At 72.1% G+C, this 19,607-nt stretch carries 16 protein-coding genes; 12 read left to right on the top strand and 4 right to left on the bottom strand.

The features are described from left to right. Positions 1–7 precede the first annotated feature (7 nt). Positions 8–1,534, top strand: coding sequence for a hypothetical protein (locus IH26_RS53445; protein ID WP_157437157.1), 1,527 nt, complete (start codon positions 8–10; stop codon positions 1,532–1,534). Between the two features lie 18 nt (positions 1,535–1,552). After that, positions 1,553–2,551 (top strand): O-methyltransferase, encoded by a 999-nt coding sequence (locus IH26_RS0111320; protein ID WP_030436109.1) that lies wholly within the window; start codon positions 1,553–1,555, stop codon positions 2,549–2,551. Here IH26_RS0111320 and IH26_RS0111315 read toward each other — a convergent pair. After that, positions 2,545–3,030 carry a CAP domain-containing protein gene (locus IH26_RS0111315; RefSeq protein WP_030436108.1) on the bottom strand — a complete coding sequence of 162 codons (486 nt, stop codon included), beginning with the start codon at positions 3,028–3,030 and terminating at the stop codon, positions 2,545–2,547. The two genes, IH26_RS0111320 and IH26_RS0111315, sit on opposite strands and share 7 nt — an antisense overlap. A gap of 196 nt (positions 3,031–3,226) precedes the next feature. On the opposite strand from IH26_RS0111315, the gene IH26_RS0111310 reads away from it, so the two are divergent. Beyond that, positions 3,227–5,386 carry a glycosyltransferase gene (locus IH26_RS0111310; RefSeq protein WP_245665106.1) on the top strand — a complete coding sequence of 720 codons (2,160 nt, stop codon included), beginning with the start codon at positions 3,227–3,229 and terminating at the stop codon, positions 5,384–5,386. Between the two features lies 1 nt (position 5,387). After that, positions 5,388–6,059 carry a hypothetical protein gene (locus IH26_RS0111305; protein ID WP_030436106.1) on the top strand — a complete coding sequence of 224 codons (672 nt, stop codon included), beginning with the start codon at positions 5,388–5,390 and terminating at the stop codon, positions 6,057–6,059. A gap of 358 nt (positions 6,060–6,417) precedes the next feature. On the opposite strand, the gene IH26_RS0111300 is transcribed toward IH26_RS0111305, so the two are convergent. After that, positions 6,418–8,460, bottom strand: coding sequence for an acyltransferase family protein (locus IH26_RS0111300; RefSeq protein ID WP_030436105.1), 2,043 nt, complete (start codon positions 8,458–8,460; stop codon positions 6,418–6,420). A gap of 55 nt (positions 8,461–8,515) precedes the next feature. On the opposite strand from IH26_RS0111300, the gene IH26_RS0111295 reads away from it, so the two are divergent. The 4 genes from IH26_RS0111295 to IH26_RS0111280 are packed head-to-tail and all read left to right on the top strand — an operon-like array spanning position 8,516 to position 12,919. Continuing rightward, positions 8,516–10,030, top strand: a complete 1,515-nt coding sequence (locus IH26_RS0111295; RefSeq protein ID WP_030436104.1) for a hypothetical protein — start codon at positions 8,516–8,518, stop codon at positions 10,028–10,030. Then, positions 10,027–11,031 (top strand): glycosyltransferase family 2 protein, encoded by a 1,005-nt coding sequence (locus IH26_RS0111290; protein WP_030436103.1) that lies wholly within the window; start codon positions 10,027–10,029, stop codon positions 11,029–11,031. The genes IH26_RS0111295 and IH26_RS0111290 overlap by 4 nt, the downstream gene beginning before the upstream one ends. Next, entirely contained in the window at positions 11,028–12,545 is a 1,518-nt protein-coding gene (locus IH26_RS0111285) for a hypothetical protein (RefSeq protein WP_030436102.1), read from the top strand. Before IH26_RS0111290 ends, IH26_RS0111285 begins: the two co-directional genes overlap by 4 nt. Continuing rightward, entirely contained in the window at positions 12,542–12,919 is a 378-nt protein-coding gene (locus IH26_RS0111280; protein WP_030436101.1) for a GtrA family protein, read from the top strand. The genes IH26_RS0111285 and IH26_RS0111280 overlap by 4 nt, the downstream gene beginning before the upstream one ends. A 150-nt stretch (positions 12,920–13,069) precedes the next feature. Here IH26_RS0111280 and IH26_RS0111275 read toward each other — a convergent pair whose 3' ends face one another. Together IH26_RS0111275 and IH26_RS0111270 are read right to left on the bottom strand one after the other, a co-directional pair. After that, the gene (locus IH26_RS0111275; protein ID WP_030436100.1) at positions 13,070–14,332 is read right to left on the bottom strand and encodes a nucleotide sugar dehydrogenase; all 1,263 of its coding nucleotides are present in this window, start codon (positions 14,330–14,332) and stop codon (positions 13,070–13,072) included. A 30-nt stretch (positions 14,333–14,362) separates the two neighbouring features. Next, positions 14,363–16,123, bottom strand: coding sequence for a stealth family protein (locus IH26_RS0111270; RefSeq protein ID WP_034214725.1), 1,761 nt, complete (start codon positions 16,121–16,123; stop codon positions 14,363–14,365). A 239-nt stretch (positions 16,124–16,362) separates the two neighbouring features. Between IH26_RS0111270 and IH26_RS0111265 the strand changes: the two genes are divergently transcribed. From IH26_RS0111265 to IH26_RS0111250, 4 genes are all read left to right on the top strand, one after another. Next, the gene (locus tag IH26_RS0111265) at positions 16,363–16,593 is read left to right on the top strand and encodes a hypothetical protein (RefSeq protein WP_030436098.1); all 231 of its coding nucleotides are present in this window, start codon (positions 16,363–16,365) and stop codon (positions 16,591–16,593) included. A gap of 81 nt (positions 16,594–16,674) precedes the next feature. After that, on the top strand, positions 16,675–18,234 hold the full coding sequence (gene ffh / locus IH26_RS0111260; protein ID WP_030436097.1) for a signal recognition particle protein: 1,560 nt from the start codon (positions 16,675–16,677) through the stop codon (positions 18,232–18,234). Positions 18,235–18,276: 42 nt separating this feature from the next. Next, positions 18,277–18,867, top strand: a complete 591-nt coding sequence (locus IH26_RS0111255; protein WP_030436096.1) for a PDDEXK family nuclease — start codon at positions 18,277–18,279, stop codon at positions 18,865–18,867. A 105-nt stretch (positions 18,868–18,972) separates the two neighbouring features. Continuing rightward, complete coding sequence (locus IH26_RS0111250; RefSeq protein ID WP_030436095.1) at positions 18,973–19,584, top strand: Uma2 family endonuclease; 612 nt, start codon at positions 18,973–18,975, stop codon at positions 19,582–19,584. Positions 19,585–19,607: the final 23 nt, after the last annotated feature.

Below are 19,607 nucleotides of genomic sequence, written 5' to 3'. Positions count from 1 at the left end.
CGTCGTCGTGCCGAAGCCCCGGACCGAGATGCGCTTTGCCGCGGCCGGGCCGTCGGCCGGCGCGCTGTGGCGGCGGGCGCTGCTGCGGGCCGCGCTGGCGCCGCTGGTCGTGCTGGCCTCGATCGTGGCGCTCGCGCCGACCGCCGACCACAAGTACAACGTCTACTGGCACGGGGGCCTGTTCCACGACGACCCGCCGCGGATCGTGCCGGACACCCTCGATTCCCTGCCGGGCTATCTGCGCAACGGCAACTTCCGGCCGCTCGGGCGGATGCTGGAGAAGCTGGTCGACCTGGCGGCGTACACGCTCGGCGACTTCGGCGTGCCGGCGAACATCGGGCTGCGGCTGGTGTCGATCGCCGCCGCGATGCTGCTCGGGGTGGCCACGCTGGTGCTCGCCGAGAGCGTGGTGTGCCGGGGCCGGTTGTTCCGCGCCGAACCGTCCACAGTGGCCGCCTTGACCCCGTTCGCGCTCGCCGCCGGGCTGGTGGCCTCCGGGCGGTCCAGCCCGGTGGTGCTCTTCGGCGGACTGTATTTCACGACCGCCGCGCTGGTCCTGCTGGCCGTGGCGGCGATCGTCCGGCTCGGCCGGGTCCGGGTCCGGCACCTGCCGCTGCTGGCACTCGGCGGCGCCGCCCTGGCCGCCGTCAACGAGCTCACCTATCTCGCGCTGCCGCTGGCCACGGTCGCGGTGGTGGCCCGCGGCCGATGGGTGCCCGGCCGGCGCGCTCTGGCCGCGCTCTGGCTGGGCTTCCTGCCGGTCTTCGGCGCGGTCCGGCTCGTGATCAAGTCCTATTGCGACACCGGTCCGTGCTACTCGGCCTCCGACGTCGCCTTGCGCCCGGCGTCGTTGGAAGCCTTTCCCGTACGGGCGATCGCCTGGCTCCCGCCGCTGCAGTGGCAGAGCGCGATCCGCGGCGGCGGCGCCCTCTCCGCCCTCACCCTCGTCCTCGCCCTGGCCGCCCTGGCCGTGCTCGCCCGGACCGCCCAGCGCGACCTGCGCCGGCTCGGCCCGGTCGGCCGGCCGGCCGCTCGCGCCCTGGCCGTGGTGGCCCTCACGCTGATCGCGCTGGGCGCCGCTCTGGCCTCGCTGAGTGCCGACGTGCAGCAGTTGGTGGCCGCGCACCGCTGGGGGCAGGGCTGGCGGGACACCGCCGTGGTCGCACCCGGCGGCGCCCTGCTGCTGGTCGCCACGGCCCACCTGGCCCGGCCCCGCCGACTGGTGCTCGGCGGCCTGATCGCGGTGCTGGTCGCCGGGTGCGCGGTCACCGCCACGGTGAACAAGCGCTTCCGGGACACGGTCATGGCGTCGCCGGTCGCCCGGCTCGACGACCGGCTCGCCCAGGAGGTCGCCGACTTCGACCCGACCGCGGCCGGCGCGGCCCGTCGATGTGCGCTGCGTGCCGAGTTCCTCGCGGTCAATCCGGGCGGCGCCCGGGTGGCCCGGCGCTTCGACACCGCGTTCGACGCGGCCGCGCGGCAGCGGGCCGGCCGGCCGTTCTGCCCCGTAACCGGCCGCGGGCAGGGGCGTTGACGTGGTGTGATTAGCCGTTTGCGGAAACTCAACCGCCGCCAGGCGGCCGTGCTGGCCGCCGCGGCCCTCCTCGGCCTCGCGGTCGTCGGCAGCGCGCTCACCGGGCACTTCGGGCTGGCGCTCACCCTGCTCGGGGTCTTCCTCGCCGGGACGGTCGCCGGCCTGCTGTTCGTCCTGCACCGGCTGACCCAGCTGTTCGCGCTGCAGCGCACCCACCAGCGGGACGTGCGGCAGGTGCTCGACCACACCCAGCGCCGGGTGCTCGGCGCGGTCGAGGAGATGCTGCTGTCCGCCGGCGACCGGCACCGCGAGCTCACCGACAAGCTGGCCGCCCAGCAGAAGGCCGCGGCCAACGGCACCGACCGGCTGCTGCGCGCGCAGACCGCCGAGGTGGAGGCGCTCTTCCAGCTGTTCGACGGCTTCCCGCCGCGGGCGCCGATGCCGTCCTCGGGCGGGTTCGCGCTCAACCCCACCGACCTGCTCGACCTGGTGCACCTGGTGCGGACCCGCAAGCCGAAACTGGTGCTGGAGCTGGGCAGCGGCACGTCGACGGTGTGGCTCGCGTACGCCCTGGAGAAGTTGGGCGGCCGGCTGGTGTCGCTCGACCACGACCCGGGGTACGCCGAGAAGACCCGGGCGATGCTGGCCGCGCACGGCCTCACCGAGGTGGCCGAGGTACGCGACGCCCCGCTGCGCCCGGTGCTGCTCGACGGCCGCAGCTTCCCCTGGTACGACACCGATGCGCTGGCCGACGTGCGCGCGGTGGACCTGCTGCTGATCGACGGGCCGCCGGAGAAGACCGGGCCGGACGCGCGCTACCCGGCGATGCGGGTGCTGGAGGACAAGCTGGCCGACGCGGCGACCGTGGTCTTCGACGACGCGCACCGGCACGACGAGCAGCAGGCTCTCCGCAAGTGGGTGGAAACCATCGAGGGCCTCACCGAAGAAGGTGAGGCCCCCGGACGGCACGCCGTGCTCTCTTACCGGCGCGTCGTGCGCCAACTAGCTCCTCAGTAACCGAACTCCTGGGTGAAGTACGTGTTGCCGCTCGCCGAGTACACCGCGCCGACGCCCAGCGCGGTCGCCTTGCAGTTGAGGATGTTGGCGCGGTGCTCGGGGCTGGCCATCCACGCCTTCACCACGTCCACGCCGGTGCGGAAGCCGAAGGCGATGTTCTCGCCGGCCGGCCGCGGGTAGTGCGCCGCCTTCTGCCGGGCCACAAAGGTCGAGCCGCCGCTGCCGACGTGGCTGAACGCGCCGGTCCGGGCCATGTACGTGCTCTGCACCCGGGCCGCGCTGGTCAACCGCGCGTCGAGGTGCACCGCCTTGCAGCCGTTGGCCACCCGCTGCTTGTTGGTCAGGTAGGCGATGTCGCCCTGCAGCTTGGTCTCGCTCACCACCGCGGCGCTCGCCGGTGCGGCCACCATGACCAGGCCGAGCAGGGTGGCGGGGATCGTCGCGATCAGGGCCAGACGCTTGGTGATCTTGGTACGCATCGAGTCGAACTCACTTTCGGTGGTAGGTGCCCGGCTCCTACCGCCGGGTTCACCGACTCAGTTCGGCTCCACACGAGCCCGGATGACCCCGCGGCGGTTGCCTTGCCGGGGCCTCTCGGTTGCCGGACGGTTGGCGCCTCCGGCACGGTTGCCGTCACGGTGCGGGCCGGTTTCTCGTTGATCCGACGTGCACGACGTGGCGATCCTTTCGGACTTCCGCTACCCCGGCGGCACCTCGGCGAGCATCGCCGCGGAGGTGTACGCGCAGGCCGAGGCGGCGCTTTCCACCGTTCTCGTGCACGTGCCGTCGCCGCACCAGCCGAGGACCCTCCCGTTCAGCCCGCGGATCAGCGACCTGCTGCGGGACGGGGTGGCCACGCTGGCCCGGGACGACGACGAGATCGAGTGCAAGCTGCTGCTCGTACGGCAGCCCCGGATCTTCACCGAGGACCTCGCCGCGCTACCGCGGATCCGCGCCGAGCGGACCGTCATGGTGATCAACCAGCCGCCCGGCGACGCCGGCAACCCCTTCCGCTACTACGACTTCGCGGCCGTACGCGACCGGGTGCACCGCTACTTCGGCCCGCGGGTGGAGTGGGCCCCGATCAGCTCCCAGGTCCGCGACCAGGTCCGCCAGGTCGAGCCGGACGCCGGGCTCGCCGACGCCGACTGGCACGAGATCATCGACGTGGCGCACTGGTGGCGCGACCGGGACGGCTTCGTCGGCGACCTGCCGGTGATCGGCCGGCACGGGCGGGCCGACCCGGTGAAGTGGCCGCTCGACCCGGACGAGATCCTGCGCGCCTACCCGCCGTCGTCCTCGTTTCGCGTGCGCGTGCTCGGTGGCGGCGAGATCGCGGTCCGCCGCCTCGGCCACAAACCGGACAACTGGGACGTGGTCCCGTTCGGCGCCGAATCGCCCGAGGAGTTCCTGCGTACGATCGATTTCTTCGTCTACTTCCACGACCCGGACCTGGTCGAGGCCTTCGGCCGGACCATCCTCGAGGCGATGGCCAGCGGCGTCCCGGTGATCATCGGCGAGCACTTCCGCCCCACCTTCGCCGACGCCGCACTCTACGGCCGGCCCGCCGACGTGCCCGCCCTGGTGAACGAGCTGTACGCCGACCCGGCCCGCTACCGCGCGGTGGCCAGCCGGGCCCGCGAGTTCGCCGAGCAGCGCTACGGCCACCAGTCGCACCTGACCCGGCTGGCCACGTACGGCATCCGCCCGCGCATCTCCCCGCCGACCGCCTCCGCCGCCACCGGCAAGCCGGCCACCACGCGACGCGTCCTCATGGTCAGCGACAACGGCGCCGGGATGGGCCACCTCTCCCGGCTGATGGCCATCGCCCGGCGGCTGCCCGACGACCACACCGCGGTGATCGCCACCCAGTCGTACGCCGCCTCGGTCGCCCACGGCGAGGGCTTCCTGACCGAGTACATCCCGTCCCGCAAGGTGCTGCAGGCCGCCCATCCCCGGTGGACCGCCCTGCTGCGCGACCGCCTCGCCCACCTGATCGACCTGCACGAGCCGGCCGTGGTCGCGGTCGACTGCCTGCCGCACGCCGGGATCGTCGAGGCGGTCCGCGACCACCCCGGGCTGATCTGGGTGTGGGTCCGCCGGGCCATGTGGCAGCGCGGCGTCGGCGCCGACTGGATCACCGAGGGCAAGGTCTTCGACCACGTGCTGGAGCCGGGCGAGTTCGCCGCCGTGGTCGACGAGGGCCCCACCGTCGCCGACCGGCCCAACGCCGTGCAGGTCGAGCCGATCACCTTCCTCGACGAGAGCGAACTGCTGACCCGCGAGGCGGCCCGGGCCGAACTCGACCTCGACGACCGGCCGGCGGCGCTGCTGCAACTGGGCGCCGGCAACATCAACGACATCTCGTCCCCGGCCGCCCGGATCTGCCAGCACCTGACCGGGCGCGGCTTCCAGCTGGTGCTGGCCGAGTCGACGATCGCCACCACCCCGCTGCCCCGGATCGCCGGCGCCAAGGTGGTCAAGCTCTACCCGGTGAGCCGCTACCTGCGGGCGTTCGACCTCGCGGTCAGCGCGGCCGGCTACAACTCGTTCCACGAGCAGATCGGCTTCGGCATCCCCACGGTCTTCCTGCCGAACGCCGCCACCCGCCTGGACGACCAGGTCGGCCGGGCCCGGTTCGCGGCGGCCACCGGGGTGGCGCTCACCGTCGAGGACCCGTCCACCGGCGAGCTCGAGGAGGTACTCGACCAGGCCACCCGCCCGGAGGTGCGGGCCGGCCTCGCGCACCGCTGCCGCGAACTGGCATTCGAGAACGGCGGCGGCGCGGCCGCCGCGTGGCTGAGCGGCCTACGGGCCCGCCGACACGGAGGCTGACGTGCGTAACGTCAAGGTGCCCGACCGCCGGATGGCCCTGGACGCCCCCGAGCGGGCCCGCTGGGAACTGGCCGCGATGGCCGGCCGGATGCGCTCGCTGGAGGCGCGGCTCGCCGAGGAGCAGGAGAACGCCGAGACCGCCCGCCGCGAACTCGACCGCGAGCGCCGCCGCCTGGAGCGCCTGCGGCACAGCGAGTCCTACCGCCTCGGCTACGGCCTGGTCTCGCTGGTCAAGGACCCGGTACACACCGTGCCCCGGCTGAGCCGCGCGGTCCTGCGCCGGCTGCGTGGTCATCCAAAGACCAATTCCGCGGCCGTACGCCGAGTGCCCTCCGCCGCGCAGCGACCCCCCGCCCACCTGTACGTGGCGATCGGCCTGGACACCGCGGCGGTCCGCGAGTTCGTCCTCACCCTGCGCCAGCGCCTGCTGGTGAACCCGGACCACCGCCCGGTCGTGGTGACCGACTGCCCGTCCTTCGCCCTGCTCCGCGACCTGGGCGTACTGATCGAATACCTGCCGGACCGGGCCACCTGGGACCACCACCGCCCGGACCGCCCCTGGGACGACGTGCTCACCCAACGCCTCTCCCGCCTGAACCGGGACCACGACACCGCCCGCACCGTCATCGTGGACGCCACCCAGCCCCCAACCCTCGCCGACCTGCTCCGCTGACCAGCGCGCACTGTTCCGCCCCAGACCGGCTTGCCATGGGCCGGTGGCTGCAACTCCGGCTGCGTCTCCGGCTGCCGGGTTCCGCCCCAGACCGACGGCAGGCGATCGTGAAGAGAACGGGTTTCCGGCGAACAGGAACACTCCACTCTCGAAGCTCGACTGCCAGATCATGGAGGAAATCCGTTCACGGCGAACGCAAACTCTTCCTTCTCGGCCCCAACGAATCGATCGTGCAGAGATAACGTCATCGCCTGCCCAGCCGGCGGCCGGAGTCAGAGCCGGTGTCGCACCACCGGCCCATGGCAAGCCGGTCTTGGGCCAGGCAGCCGTAGTCGAAGTCCACGCCGCACCGTGGGGGTCAGAGGCGGGCGCCGAGCAGTGGCGCCAGGGCCTCGGCGTACGTCGTCGTCAGGTGGTTGGAATCGCGGTAGACGAGCAGGTTGCCGATCACCGCGGGGCACGCGTCGGTGCAGAACCATTCGGTCGGGTCGATGACGTTGGCGTAGGACAGGAAGACCTGGCGCTGCTCGGGGCCGCGGATCGCCGAGTGGAGGGTTCGGGTGCAGTTGCCGGCGTGGTTGGCGTTGGCGGGGGACGCGAGGCACTCGGGGACCGAGCCGCCCATGTAGGGCGTGTCGGAGATGGCGACGACCCGGGCGCCGGTAGAGCGCAGCGCGGCGAAGGTTCGGTCCCAGGCGGCGCGCCACTGGCCGCTCAGGTCAGGAGACGGGTGGGCGGGGCGATAGTTGAAGCTCGACCCGACCACCACGAGCGCCGGGCGCAGGCGGGCGATCCGGGCCAGCGCCGAGCGGTGGTACGCGGCGCACTCGGTGTACTCCCGCTTGAGCGTGTCGTGCCAGAGCGGCAGGTCCGCGGCCGAGCAGGAGCTCTTGGTCAGCTCGACCAGCCGCCAATGCCGCTGGACGGCGAGCCGCTCCACGGCCGGGAACCATTGCGCCGCATGCGAGTCGCCGTACAGCACGACGGTCTGGGTGCCGGCCGGGTCGCCGTAGACGCAGCCCTCGGGCGCGGCGGTGACCGGGACGTCGGCGTGGCAGCCGTCGGTCCACACCCGGGGGCGGTCGCGGGCGGCCCGGGCGAGCGCGGGGACGAGATTGCCGGGCAGCGGGCCCATCGCGCGGCTCGCCTCGATGGCCGCGGCCAGTTCCTGTTCGGGTCGCGAGGCGGTGGCCAGGGTGGCGCGCAGGTCGACCCGGCGCGCGCCGGTGGGCACCGCGTGCGGCAGCAGCGCCAGGCCGATCGCGACCGCCGCCACCGTGCCGGAGAGGGCGGCGCCGAGGCTCAGGCCGGTTCGCGCGCCGCGCCAGCGGTGGCGGCGCAGAGGGTTCTCCACCCAGCGGTAGGTCGCCGCGGCCAGGCCGAGGGCCACCCCCGCCTTCAGGACGGCGAAAGGGAGGCCGTTGCCGAACGGGAGGAGAAGCAGGACCGGCCAGTGCCAGAGGTACCAGCCGTAGGAGAGCCGGCCGACCGTCCGCATCGGACGGATCTCGAGGAGCCGGTTGCCGCCCGCGGCGATCACCGCGACCGCGCCGCCGACCGGCAGCAGGGCCCGCCATCCGGGGTACGCGGTAGCGTCGTCGAACCACAGTGCGGACGCCGCAATCGCGGCGAGCCCGGCCCAGCCGTACGCCCGCATCGGTCCTTTGATCTTTTTGATGCCGAGCGCAAGCAGGGCGCCGGCGCCCAGCTCCCACGCCCGGGTGTGCGGGCCGAAGTAGGCCCACGGCGCCGAGCGCTCGGTCTCGGTGACGCTCAGCGCGAACGAGGCGACCACCAGCACGCCGAGCACCGCGGCGAGCGGCCGGCGGCGTCGCCACAGGTGCGCGGCGGCCAGGATCAGCAGCGGCCAGACCAGGTAGAACTGCTCCTCGACGGCGAGCGACCAGAAGTGCTGGAACGGCGAGGGCGGCCGGTCGGCGTTCAGGTAGTCGGTGCCGATCGCGGCGAAGCGCAGGTTCGCGACGTACGTGGCGGCCGACAGCGCGTCCTTGCAGTACTCGCCGAGGCGTACCGCCGGGAGCAGGAAGCGGGCGGCGACCAGCGTGCTGACCAGCACCACGGCGGCGGCGGGCAGCAGGCGTACGGCTCGGCGGCAGTAGAAGCGGGCCACCGAGATCCGGCCGGTCCGCTCCGCCTCGCGCAGCAGCAGCGAGGTGATCAGGAAGCCGGAGACGACGAAGAACACGTCCACGCCCACGTAGCCGCCGGCCAGCCCGGCGACGCCCGCGTGCGCCGCCACCACGAGCAGCACGGCCACCGCCCGCAGGCCCTCGATGTCCGGCCGGAAGACGCCCTCGCCGGGTCGCACCGCCACCGGCAGCGGGTCGCGCTGGCTGGGCAGCCGGCGGGCGGACGTGTCCAGGGCCGCTACGTTGCGCACGGTCCACCCAACGCCCGTTTCGCAACTTTCGACTCGGTGCGGTCGTTGCTTTTTCGTGACCGCCGAGATCCTAGAAGTGCCGCGTCAGGCCGGCCCGGCGGCTGTCGTCCCGGCCGCGGGCCGCCCGTGGCGGGCGCTTCTGCGGCGGTGCCTGCTGGCCCCGCTGGTGGTGCTTTCGCCGCTGGTCACGCTGACTCTGTCGGCCGACCACCGGTTCAACATCTACAACAACGGCGGGCTGTACGCGACGCGCCCATGGCGGTTGTTCGAGGCGGCGGTGACCACCGTCCCGCGGTATCTGGACGCGGGCAATTTCCGTCCGCTGGGCCGGGTGCTGGAGTGGTCGCTGGACGTGGCCGCGTTCGCCCTGACCGCGCTCTTCGGCGTGCCGGCCCCGATCGGGCTGCGGGTCATCTCGTTCCTGGCCGCGGTCCTGCTGACCGTCGCCGCCGTCGTCTTCGTCGAGGCGGTCACCGCGCGGCGTCGCCGGCTCTTCGCCGGGTCGCCGTCGGCGGCCGCGGCGCTGCTGCCGTTCGCGGTCGCGGCCGGGCTGGTGGCGGCCGGCCGGCTCGGCACGACCGTGCTGTTCGGCGGGCTCTACCTGACCACCAGCGCGCTCGTGCTCGGCGTCGCGGCCTGGGCCTGCCGGGCGCGGCGGGCCGGGTTGCTCATCGTCCTGGTGGGGGCCGGGCTGGCCGCGTTCAACGAGCTCGCCTACCTGGCCGTGCCGCTGGCCACCGTGGCGGTGCTGCTGCACGGCCGGGTGGTGCTCGGGTTCGACTGGCGCCGGGTGCTGCGCGGCGCGTCGGTCCGGTTCGCGGGCCTGCTCTGGATCGGGTTCCTGCCGGTCTTCGTGCCGGTCCGGCTGCTCATCCGCCAGCGGTGCGCGAGCGGCGGGTGCTACGTGGGCTCGGATATCGCGTACCGGGGAGCGGCCGCCGCCCTGCCCGGCCGGCTGGTCTCCTGGCTGCCGCCGCTGATGTGGCAGCGGGCCACCGGCGGCGAGTTCCCGCGTCTGGCGGCGGCGGTCCCGGTGCTGGCCTTCGTCGCGCTGGCGGTGCTCGGCTGGCGGGCGCTGCGCGGGCTGTGGGCGCTGCCCGTTCTCGACGGCCGGCAGAGCGGCGCGCTGGTCGGCGTCGCGATCGCGTTGCTGGTGCTGGCCGGCACGCTCGCCGCGCTCGGCGCCGAAGGCCAGGATCTGCCGGTCGGCAGCGGCTGGCGGGAGAGCGGGCTCACCACGGTCGCCGGGAGCGTGCTGGTGCTCGCGCTGTGGCGGCGGTTCGTGCTGGTGCTGCTGGCGCTGCTCGTGGTGGCCGGGACCATCTCGGCGGCGGCGAACAAGGACTTCCGGGACGCCTCCGGGGGCGGGCGGTTCCCGTACCTCTACGACCGGATCGCGCAGGAGGTGGCCGGCTTCGACCGGACGCCGGCCGGCGACGCCCGCCGCTGCGCGCTGCGCGACGCCTTTCTGACTGTGGACTCTCGCGACGGGGAGCGTTTTGACATGAGTCTCGACCGGGCCACCCGGCAGCTCGCCGGCCGCCGCTTCTGCAGCCGGGCGCCGCGATGAGCGCGCTGGTGTCGGTGGTCGCGCCGATCTACAACGAGGGCCCGGGCGTCGACCGCTTCGTGCGCCGGCTCGGCCAGGTGCTCGGCGACGCCGGGCTGCGGTACGAGCTGGTGCTGGTCGACGACGGCTCGGCCGACGACTCGTGGGACCGCATCGTCCGGCACGCGCTCGCCGACGACCGGGTCCGCGGCGTCCAGCTGTCCCGCAACTTCGGCAAGGAGCCGGCCGTGCTCGCCGGGCTGGAGCACGCGGCCGGCGACGCCGTCGTGGTCATCGACTCCGACCTGCAGCACCCGCCGTCGGCCATCCCGGCCATGGTGCAGCGCTGGCGGGACGGCGCGCACGTGGTCGAGGCGGTCAAGCGCAACCGGACCGGGCAGGGGCTGATCGGCCGGGTCGGCGGCCGGCTGTTCAACCGGGCGTTCACCCGGCTGACCCAGGTGGATCTGGTCAACGCCACCGACTTCCGGCTGCTCAGCCGCCCGGCCCTGGAGGCGTTGCTGCGGCTGCCGGAGCACTCGTCGTTCTTCCGGGGCACGTCCAGTTGGATCGGCTTCCGGCGTACGACCATCGAGGTGGACATCGACCACCGGGAGGGCGGCGCGTCCCGGTGGACGTTCCGCGCGCTGTTCCGGCTCGCGGTCAACGGGCTGACCTCGTTCACCTCGGCGCCGCTGCACCTGGTGACCCTGGTCGGGCTGGCCTTCGCCGGGTTCTCGGTGGTGCTCGGCGCGCAGACGCTGATCCGCTGGGTGCGCGGCGGGGCGCTGGCCGGCTTCCCGACCGTGATTCTGGTGCTGCTGGTGATGGGCACGTTCGTGCTGCTCGGGCTGGGCGTGATCGGCGAGTACCTGGCGCGCATCCACGAGGAGGTCCGCGGCCGGCCGCGCTACCTGGTGCAGGAGAAGTCGCCCCGGTCGATGGGCGGTGCCGACCCGCGGCGGAAAACCCCGGAAGAAACGGCTGAAGTTCCCGAACAGCTGGTGGCGGACCGCAAGTGACCGCGGTCCTGGACAAACCGGGCGTGGCGGTGCTGGCCGCCGGAGGATGGCGGCGGATCTTCCTTCATTGCCTGGTGCTGCCGCTGACGGTGACCGCGCCGCTGCTCTACCTCGTGGCCGACGCCGACCACCGGTACAACGTGTACTGGCACGGCTCGATCGGGCAGCGGCAGCCCTGGCGGCTGGTCACCGACAATCTCCGCTCGGTGCCGATGTACGTGGGCTTCGGCAACTTCCGCCCGCTGGGCCGCATGCTCGAGTGGTCGGTGGACACCGCCGCGTACGTCGTCGCGGAGGTAACCCACCTCCCGGTGCAGGTCGGCCTGCGGCTGGTCTCGGCGCTGGCCGCCGCGGTGCTGTGCGCGGCCGCGGTGGTCTTCGCCGAGGCGGTGACCGCCCCCGGGCAGATGTTCGCCGAGCCGCCGGCCCGCCCGATCGCCCTGCTGCCGTTCGCCTTCGCGGCCGGACTGTGCGCGGCCGGCCGGCTGAGCACCACGGTCCTCTTCGGCGGGCTGTACTTCCTCTCCGCGGCGCTGGTGCTCCTGGTCGCCGCCTGGGTCTGCCGCGGCCCGCGCCGGGCCGCTCTCGTGGTGCTCGCCGGCGCAACGCTGGCCGTCTTCAACGAGGTGGCAGCGTTCGCGCCGCCGCTCGCCACGGCGGCGGTGCTGGCCCGCGGCGGCCCGGCCCGGCTGCGGCCCGCGCTGCTGCTCTGGGCCGGTTTCCTGCCGGTCTTCGGGCCGGTCCGCGTCGTGCTGTACCACGCCTGCCGGGACGGCGGCTGCTACGGCAACTCCGATCTGGTGCTCGGGCCCGGCGTCGGCGGCGCGCTGGCCAACCGGCTCACCGCGTGGCTGCCCCCGCTGCAGTGGGGCGAGGCGATGCGCGACGCCGGGCCGGTCAGCAAGGTCGTGTTCGGGGTGGCGGCGGTGGTGCTCGCGCTGCTCGCCGCCCGGGTGTTCGCCGAGTTGCCGCGGCTGCCCGGTCTCGGCCGGCCGCGGGCGGTCCGGCTGGCCGCGGCCGGGGGGTCGGTGCTGCTGCTCGGCGCGGTGCTCGGCTCGATCAACGAGCAGACGCAGGAACTGGCCGAGGCCGGGCGGTGGGGGCTGGGCTGGCGGGACAGTGGTCTCACCGCGGCCGGCGGCGCGCTGCTGCTCGCCGGTCTGCTCGGGCTCGCCGGGCGGGCGCTGGTGACTCGGGTCGCGCTGGTCGTGGCGGTCCTGCTCGGCGCGGGGACAACCACCGCCAATCAGGCGTACGCCGTGGGCGCGGACCGGTTGCCGTACGCGGTGCTGACCGGCGCGATCGCCGCCGAGGTCGCCCAGTTCGACCCGCGGCCCTCCGGCAACACCCGGCGGTGCGCGCTGCTCGGCGAGTTCGGTGCGCTGTTCCGCGAGGCGCCGTACTCCCGCTTCGCGTCCGGCGAACTGCCCGGCACGCACAGCTCCGGGGAACGGATGGCGGTCACCGCGTCGATGGCGACCGAGCAGATGTACGGGAGGCCGTTCTGCCGATGATCGCTCGCCTGCTCCGCTACGCCGTCAGCGGCGGCGCCAGCGCCCTCACCCACTTCGGCGTCGGCCTGGCGCTGGCCGAGGGCCTGCGCGTCCGCCCGGTCGCGGCGTCCACCACCGGCTTCCTGGCGAGCATCCTCGTCTCGTACGTGCTGCAGCACGCCTGGGTGTTCCGCTCGACCACCGGTCACGCCGTCGCGGGTTCGCGCTTTCTGACCGTGACGGCCGCCGCTTTCGCCCTCAACACGGTTGTGCTCTGGGTTGGCACCGAGGCAATGCACACCCCTTACCCGATCGTTCAGGCGGTCGCCCTGGTCGCCATCCCAGTGCTGAACTACAGGCTCAACTCCCGTTGGACGTTCCGCCCGCAACCGTGAGCGGCGGCAGAGAAAGTGGGCCGACGCCTGGGCCGGCCTGCCCGAGTTGCAGCACAGCCCGGATGGTGGCGGCACGGGGCCGGGACGGCAGCCAGGCCGCCTGGAACAGGCGGGGCCTGGCTGACGCGTACGGTAGCTGGAATTTGATTTTTATAGGCGATGTGCTTCGCGGACGGTGGTGACGCCGCGGGTGTCGAAGAAGCGTTTCGCGACGCGGGCCAGGTGGTCGGCGTCGTATTCGCGGTGCTGCTGGACCAGGATCACCAGGTCGGCGGCGGCCGCCGCGCCCTCGAGGTCGTCGGTGCGGGTCACCTCCACGTCGCCGACCGTCCACGATGGAACGTGCGGGTCGTGGTAGAGGACGGTCGCGCCGAGCTGGGCCAACTGCCGGGCGAGCGGGGTCGCGGGGGATTCGCGCTGGTCGGCGATGTTGGCCTTGTAGGTGACGCCCAGCAGCAGGATGGTGGCGCCGTGGACCGCCTGGCCGTCGGCGTTCAGCAGGTTCTGCGCGCGGCGGGCCACGTAGCCGGGCATGGTCGCGTTGATCTCCTGGGCCAGCTCGACGAAGCGGAACGGGTAGCCGAGCTTGCTGCGTACGTTGTGCGAAAGGTAGTTCGGGTCGATCGGGATGCAGTGGCCGCCCACGCCCGGCCCCGGATAGAAGGCCTGGAAGCCGAACGGCTTGGTCGAGGCGGCGTGGATCACGTCCCACAGGTCGATGTCGAGCTCGTGGCAGAACCGGGCCATCTCGTTGACCAGCGCGATGTTGACGTGCCGGTAGGTGTTCTCGAGCAGCTTCGCGGTCTCCGCCTCGCGGGTGCCCTTGGTACGCACCACGGTGTCGACGAACCGGCCGTAGAAGGCGGCCACCCGGTCGGCGCAGTCCCGGGTGTAGCCGCCGACCACCTTGGGCGTGTTGCGGGCGCCGAAGCGTTCGTTGCCCGGGTCGATCCGCTCGGGGGAGAAGGCCAGGTGGAAGTCGATGCCGGCGGTCAGCCCGGAGAGCTTCTCGAGCAGCGGCCGGACCACCTCGTCGGTGGTGCCCGGGTAGGTCGTGGACTCCAGCACGACCAGCATGCCGGGGCGCAGGTTGCGGCCGATCGCCTCGGTGGCGCCGACCACCGCGCGCAGGTCCGGGCCGTCGCCCTCGGCGAGCGGGGTGGGTACGCAGATGACCGCGGTGCCGGCCTCCGCGATCTGCGACTCGTCGGTGGAGGTACGGAAGCCGCCGGCCAGCATCTCGGCGACGTCGGCGTCGCTGAGGTCGTCCACGTGCGAGCGGCCGGCCGCCAGCGAGGCGACCACCTTGGCGTTGACGTCGAAGCCGAGCACCCGCATGCCGACCCGGGTGGCCTGCTGGGCGAGCGGCAGCCCGACATACCCGAGCCCGAGCACTGCAACATCAAAAGTCACGAAAAATCCTCTCGAAAGGTACGAGCTGCGTCAGGCGTGCGGCAGCGGGATGTCCGGGTGCACCTGGGCCGAGCGGTGGGGGCTCTGCCGGCCCACGACGGGCGGCCGGGGCGGCTCGATGGCGGCCGTCGCCGGCCGGGGCGTGCTCAGCTCGTACGGGGACGGGAACGGCAGGAAGGCGGGCAGGAACTCGGCCAGCAACGCCGCCTGCTCCCGCGCCGCCTCGGCCGACGAGTCGGTGTCGTTCAGGCAGAACGCGTCCATCTGCCGGTCGTGCAGCACCCGCGCCAGCCGGATCGGCGTCGCCGGGTCGGCCAGGTCGGTGTACATGTACCGGATGTCCCCGGGCGCCGCCCGGCCGGTCAGGTAGGCGTAGTACTGCTGCAGCGAGGAGAGCAGCGAGATGTCGTCGGGATGCCGGAACTGGTGACTCGCCGTCGCCGCCACGTGCTCGGCGAAGCGCAGCTCGATCTCGGCCAGCACGCTGCGCCGCGACGGGTGCGGGGTGTGCTTCATCTTGCGGGTCAGCACCCGGCCGAACGCCTGCTGGATCAGCCGCCGGTTGTTCTTGCCGGCCGAGTTCGCCGGCGGGTCGGTGGGCTGCCGGGGCGCCGAGTCGACCAGCGCGCCGGAGGGGAAGAACCGGGTCAGCCCGCCCGGCGTGAAGAACATCTCGGGCGGCACCGGCCGGGCCAGGAAGACGTCGTCGTTGAGGTAGAGGAAGTGCTCGGACAGCCCCGGGATCCGGTGCAGCCGCGACTCGATGGCCTGCGAGTTGAAGGTCGGCAGCCGCCCGGTGTCCCCGAAGATCTCCCGGTGGCTCACCACGGTCAGGTCCGGCCGGGTGGTGTCCAGCCAGGCCGGCACCTGGTCGGCGGTGACCAGGAAGATGTGCCGCACCCAGGGGGCGAACGCGTGCAGCGCGCGCAGCGAGTAGCGCAGCTCGTCCCGGGAGGCGAACCGCGAGTCGTTGGCGGCCTGCTCGCTGACCTCGGCGACCCAGCCGTTCTCGCGCAGCGCCGCGGCCTTGCGCTCGCGCCAGGCCGGATCGCCGCCGTCCACCCAGGTGTAGACCACGTCGATCGGGAACGCGACCCGATCCGGGCTGACCATCGTGAAGATCTCGCGGGTCCGGTAGGAGGCCGGGTCAGCCGTGGAGCTGAACGAGCCGAAGACCGACTCGGGCGCGTCCACGATCGGCTCGCCGGCCGGCACCACGTCGGCGACCGGGTTGCTGCGCGGCCCGGCCAGGTTGCCGTTCACGGTCCGCCAGAACTCGATCTCGCAGCCGTACTCGGGTCCGAAGACGAGGGTGCGGCCCGGGTCGGTCACCGGGCGGCTCAGCCGCAGCACGTCGGCCTTCCAGCGGGCCCGGCGGCCGGACCGGCCGGCCGGCCGGACCACTTCCAGCAGGCCGGCGTCGCTCGCGCCGAGCGTTTCGAGCAGGCCGATCACCCGGTTCCGATCCTCTTCCCGTACGGCGACGGCCGAGCCGGTGAGGGAGTCGACGGGAACCCGGAACCACTCGATGCCGGCGGTCTCCAGGGCGGTGACGACGCGGTCGAGGTTCTCCCGGCGGACGCCCGTCGGGGTTGCTCTCGTCGTCACCCGGACCGCGGTCCGGCCCCGGCGTCCGGCCGCGCCGGCCCCGTCGGCCAGCGGAACGAGCCGCCGGGCCGTCGCCAACCGGCGCTCGGCCGGCAGATAGGGCAGCAGTTTGTGCTGTACGCCGGCCATCAGGCGGCGCCGTACCGGCCAGGGGGTATGTCGCAGGATCCGCCGTAGGGGCACGCCGTCGTCCTTCCGCCGGGTCCGTCGAGGTCTGTGACCCTCAACGGCGCTCCGGAACTCCAGGTTGCGGTGTCGGGTGACGCCTGATATCGCCGGTATACGTCTTTTGGCGCCTGTGACGTGCGGAAACGGGCGAGACCGACCCCTACGGGTGCGCTCAGGGTTACGGCGGATGGGCAGGGTTGCGATGTTGGGGCATGGTGGAGGTCGAGGTTTTTCGGACCCAGGGGGAGGACCCGATGGGCAAGGCAATCGCGTTTCTGGTGGCACTGATCGCCGGCGTGATCGTGGTCGGCTGGGTGGTCAGCTCGCTGATCGGGCCCGCGCTGTTCTATCTGATCGTCGGCGCGATCGCGCTCGCCGGCGGCGCGTACGTGTACGGCAAGGTCAAGAAGGGGATCGCCCCCGGCACCCGTACGCAGCGGCGGATCGAGGCCGCGCAGAAGACCTACCGCATGCGCAACCGGTGAGCGTTCGTACGGGCGGCTAGGCTTGCGGCATCGCCTTAACTCTGACCAACGGGCCGAGCCAACTAGGAAATCGAGCGCACCGTGTTTGACACTTTGAGTGACCGCCTGTCCGGGATCTTCACCAAGCTCCGCGGCAAGGGCCGGCTCACCGATGCCGACATCGACGCCACCGCTCGCGAGATCCGCCTCGCGCTGCTCGAGGCGGATGTCGCGCTGCCCGTGGTCAAGTCCTTCGTGTTCAACGTGAAGGAGCGGGCCCGGGGCGCCGAGGTCTCCCAGGCGCTCAACCCCGCCCAGCAGATCATCAAGATCGTTCACGAAGAGCTGATCAACGTCCTCGGCGGCGAGGGCCGGCGGCTGCGGTTCGCCAAGACCCCGCCCACCGTGATCATGCTGGCCGGCCTGCAGGGCGCCGGTAAGACGACGCTGGCCGGCAAGCTCGCCCGCTGGCTCGCCGGCCAGGGCCACCAGCCGATGCTGGTCGCCGCCGACCTCCAGCGCCCCAACGCGGTCAACCAGCTGCAGGTGCTCGGCGGCCGGGCCGGCGTCGAGGTCTACGCGCCGCAGCCCGGCAGCGGCGTGGGCGACCCGGTCCAGGTGGCGAAGGACTCGATCGAGTACGCGCGGCGCCACGCCAAGGACATCGTCATCGTGGACACCGCCGGCCGCCTCGGCGTCGACGCCGAGATGATGCAGCAGGCCCGCGACATCCGCGCCGCGGTCGACCCCGACGAGGTCCTCTTCGTCGTCGACGCGATGGTCGGCCAGGACGCGGTGCAGACCGCCGAGGCGTTCCGCGACGGCGTCGGCATCAGCGGCGTGGTCCTCTCCAAGCTCGACGGCGACGCCCGCGGTGGCGCGGCCCTCTCCGTGCGGCAGGTGACCGGCGAGCCGATCCTGTTCGCGTCGACCGGCGAGAAACTGGAGGACTTCGACCTCTTCCACCCCGACCGGATGGCCAGCCGGATCCTCGGCATGGGCGACGTGCTGACCCTCATCGAGCAGGCCGAGCAGGCCTTCGACGACGAGCAGAAGGAGAAGATGACCTCCAAGCTGCTCGGTGGCGAGCAGTTCACCCTGGAGGACTTCCTCGAGCAGCTGATCGCCGTACGCCGGATGGGCCCGATCGCCAACATCCTCGGCATGATGCCCGGCATGGGCCAGATGAAGGCCCAGCTCGACGAGCTCGACGACTCCCACTTCGACCGGGTCACCGCGATCATCCGCTCGATGACCCCGACCGAGCGCACCAACCCCAAAATCATCAACGGCTCCCGCCGCGCCCGCATCGCGAACGGCTCCGGCGTCACGGTGATGGACGTCAACCAGCTGCTCAACCGCTTCGCCGACGCGCAGAAGATGATGAAGCAGATGGGCGGCATGATGGGCCTGCCCGGCGCCCGCCGAAAGGCCACGAAGAGCCCGAAGAACAAGCGCAAGGGTACGAAGGGCGGCTCGTCCCGCCCCCGTGCCGGCGCGGGCGGCGGCGGCCTGCCGGCCGGCTTCCCGGGCGGCATGCCCCAGCTGCCCCCGGGCTTCGACCCGAACGCACTGGGCGGCGGGGCGGGCGGTTTCAAGCTCCCCAACCTGGACTTCAACAAGCTCACCAAGCCCAAGAAGGACGACGACGACAAGCGCTGACGCGGCCTCGCGGGGTAGTCGTATGTAAATTACTATGCGACTATGATGTCGGATTACGTACTTCCCTGTGGCGGCGACTGGACCGTTGACGACCTCGATGTGCTGCCGTTCGAGTTCCGCTACGAACTCATCGACGGCTGGCTCGACTTACCGCAGCGCGGCAACCTTTCGCAGCTCGGAGGCGCCGCCCTGCTCGGCTCGCTCAAGGAGCGGCAACCTGAGGGCTACCGGTTGGTGCCACGGATGCCGCTGTGGAGCGACGAGGAAGATGTGCCTTGGCCCGATATCGTCGTGCTCGGCCCCGGTGGCGACGGCGATGTCGTGCTGGTGGTCGATGTGGTCGATCCGTACCTGCTCTTCGCTGACATGCTCGACCGGGTCGCGAGGCTGTCGGCGATGGGCGTACCGGCTTACTGGGTCTTCGAGGACGGCTCCGAGAGCTGTCTGGGTGGCGGGCTGAGCGAGTTTCGGCGCGCCGTCGGCAGTGGCTTCGAGACGGTGACGCGCACTCGTGAGGTCTTCACGACGGAAGTGCCCTATCCCGTGACCGTCGATCTTCCGGCCATCTCGAACTGGTGGCCGATGGTGTTCACGTATCGCGGGAACTACTGGGATCGCGAAGAGAATCAGTAGGCTTTTGTCAACCTGACCCGCCGGGGAAGGGCGGTCCGATGTCGGCATGGAGCAACTAGTCTGGAGCCTAGTATGGTGAATGGCGATCCCATCGAGGAGGAATCGATGACCATCGCGCCGCACCTAGTCGGGCAGGACCTGATCGACCATCTGCTCGGCCGAGACGATCTGACCGTCGACGACATCGCGGGCCTTCCAGAGGATCTTCGCTTCGAGTTGCTCGACGGAAGGCTCGTCTTGACTCCCCGCGCTCTCCCCATCCACCAGTTCATCAGTGTCAGAGCCAACAATGCCATCGAGGAGCATTGCCCTGATGGCATCATGGTCAACGTGGGGCAGGCGGTTCGGCTGGACCGCTTCAACGAGCTGTGTCCCGACGTCATGGTCTTCCGTGAGGAGGGCGCCGACCGATCGCCGATCATGTCGGCCGATGTGCTGCTGGTGATCGAGGTGATCTCGCCGTCGTCGCAGTCCGTTGATCTGGGTAAGAAGTTCGAGCGCTACCGCGAACTCGGTATTCCGGCCTACTGGATCATCGATCCGTTGGCAGAGCGGGTGACGTTGACGCAATTCCTGCTCGGGCCGGATGGGTCGTATCGGCAGCACCTCAAGACGGATGAGCTGGTCACCGTCGAGGAGCCGTGGAAGATCACGCTGGATCTGCCGGCCTGGACCCGCCGGCGTGACCTGATCCGGGAGAGGACCCGAAGCCGCTGATGATCGCCTGATCGGGTAGGACT

The organism is Actinoplanes subtropicus, assembly GCF_000721705.1.
GTDB lineage: Bacteria > Actinomycetota > Actinomycetes > Mycobacteriales > Micromonosporaceae > Actinoplanes > Actinoplanes subtropicus.
Note: the sequence above shows the minus strand (reverse complement) of the source record. Positions and strands in the feature narration are given on the sequence as shown.

What these genes read in the sequence shown, in the direction of transcription:
- IH26_RS0111280 (WP_030436101.1), top strand. Translation starts at nt 12,542, where the DNA reads ATGATCGCTCGCCTGCTCCGCTACGCCGTCAGCGGCGGCGCCAGCGCC.
- IH26_RS0111255 (WP_030436096.1), top strand. Translation starts at nt 18,277, where the DNA reads ATGATGTCGGATTACGTACTTCCCTGTGGCGGCGACTGGACCGTTGAC.
- IH26_RS0111315 (WP_030436108.1), bottom strand. Translation starts at nt 3,030, where the DNA reads ATGCGTACCAAGATCACCAAGCGTCTGGCCCTGATCGCGACGATCCCC.
- IH26_RS0111290 (WP_030436103.1), top strand. Translation starts at nt 10,027, where the DNA reads ATGAGCGCGCTGGTGTCGGTGGTCGCGCCGATCTACAACGAGGGCCCG.
- IH26_RS0111250 (WP_030436095.1), top strand. Translation starts at nt 18,973, where the DNA reads ATGACCATCGCGCCGCACCTAGTCGGGCAGGACCTGATCGACCATCTG.
- IH26_RS0111265 (WP_030436098.1), top strand. Translation starts at nt 16,363, where the DNA reads ATGGGCAAGGCAATCGCGTTTCTGGTGGCACTGATCGCCGGCGTGATC.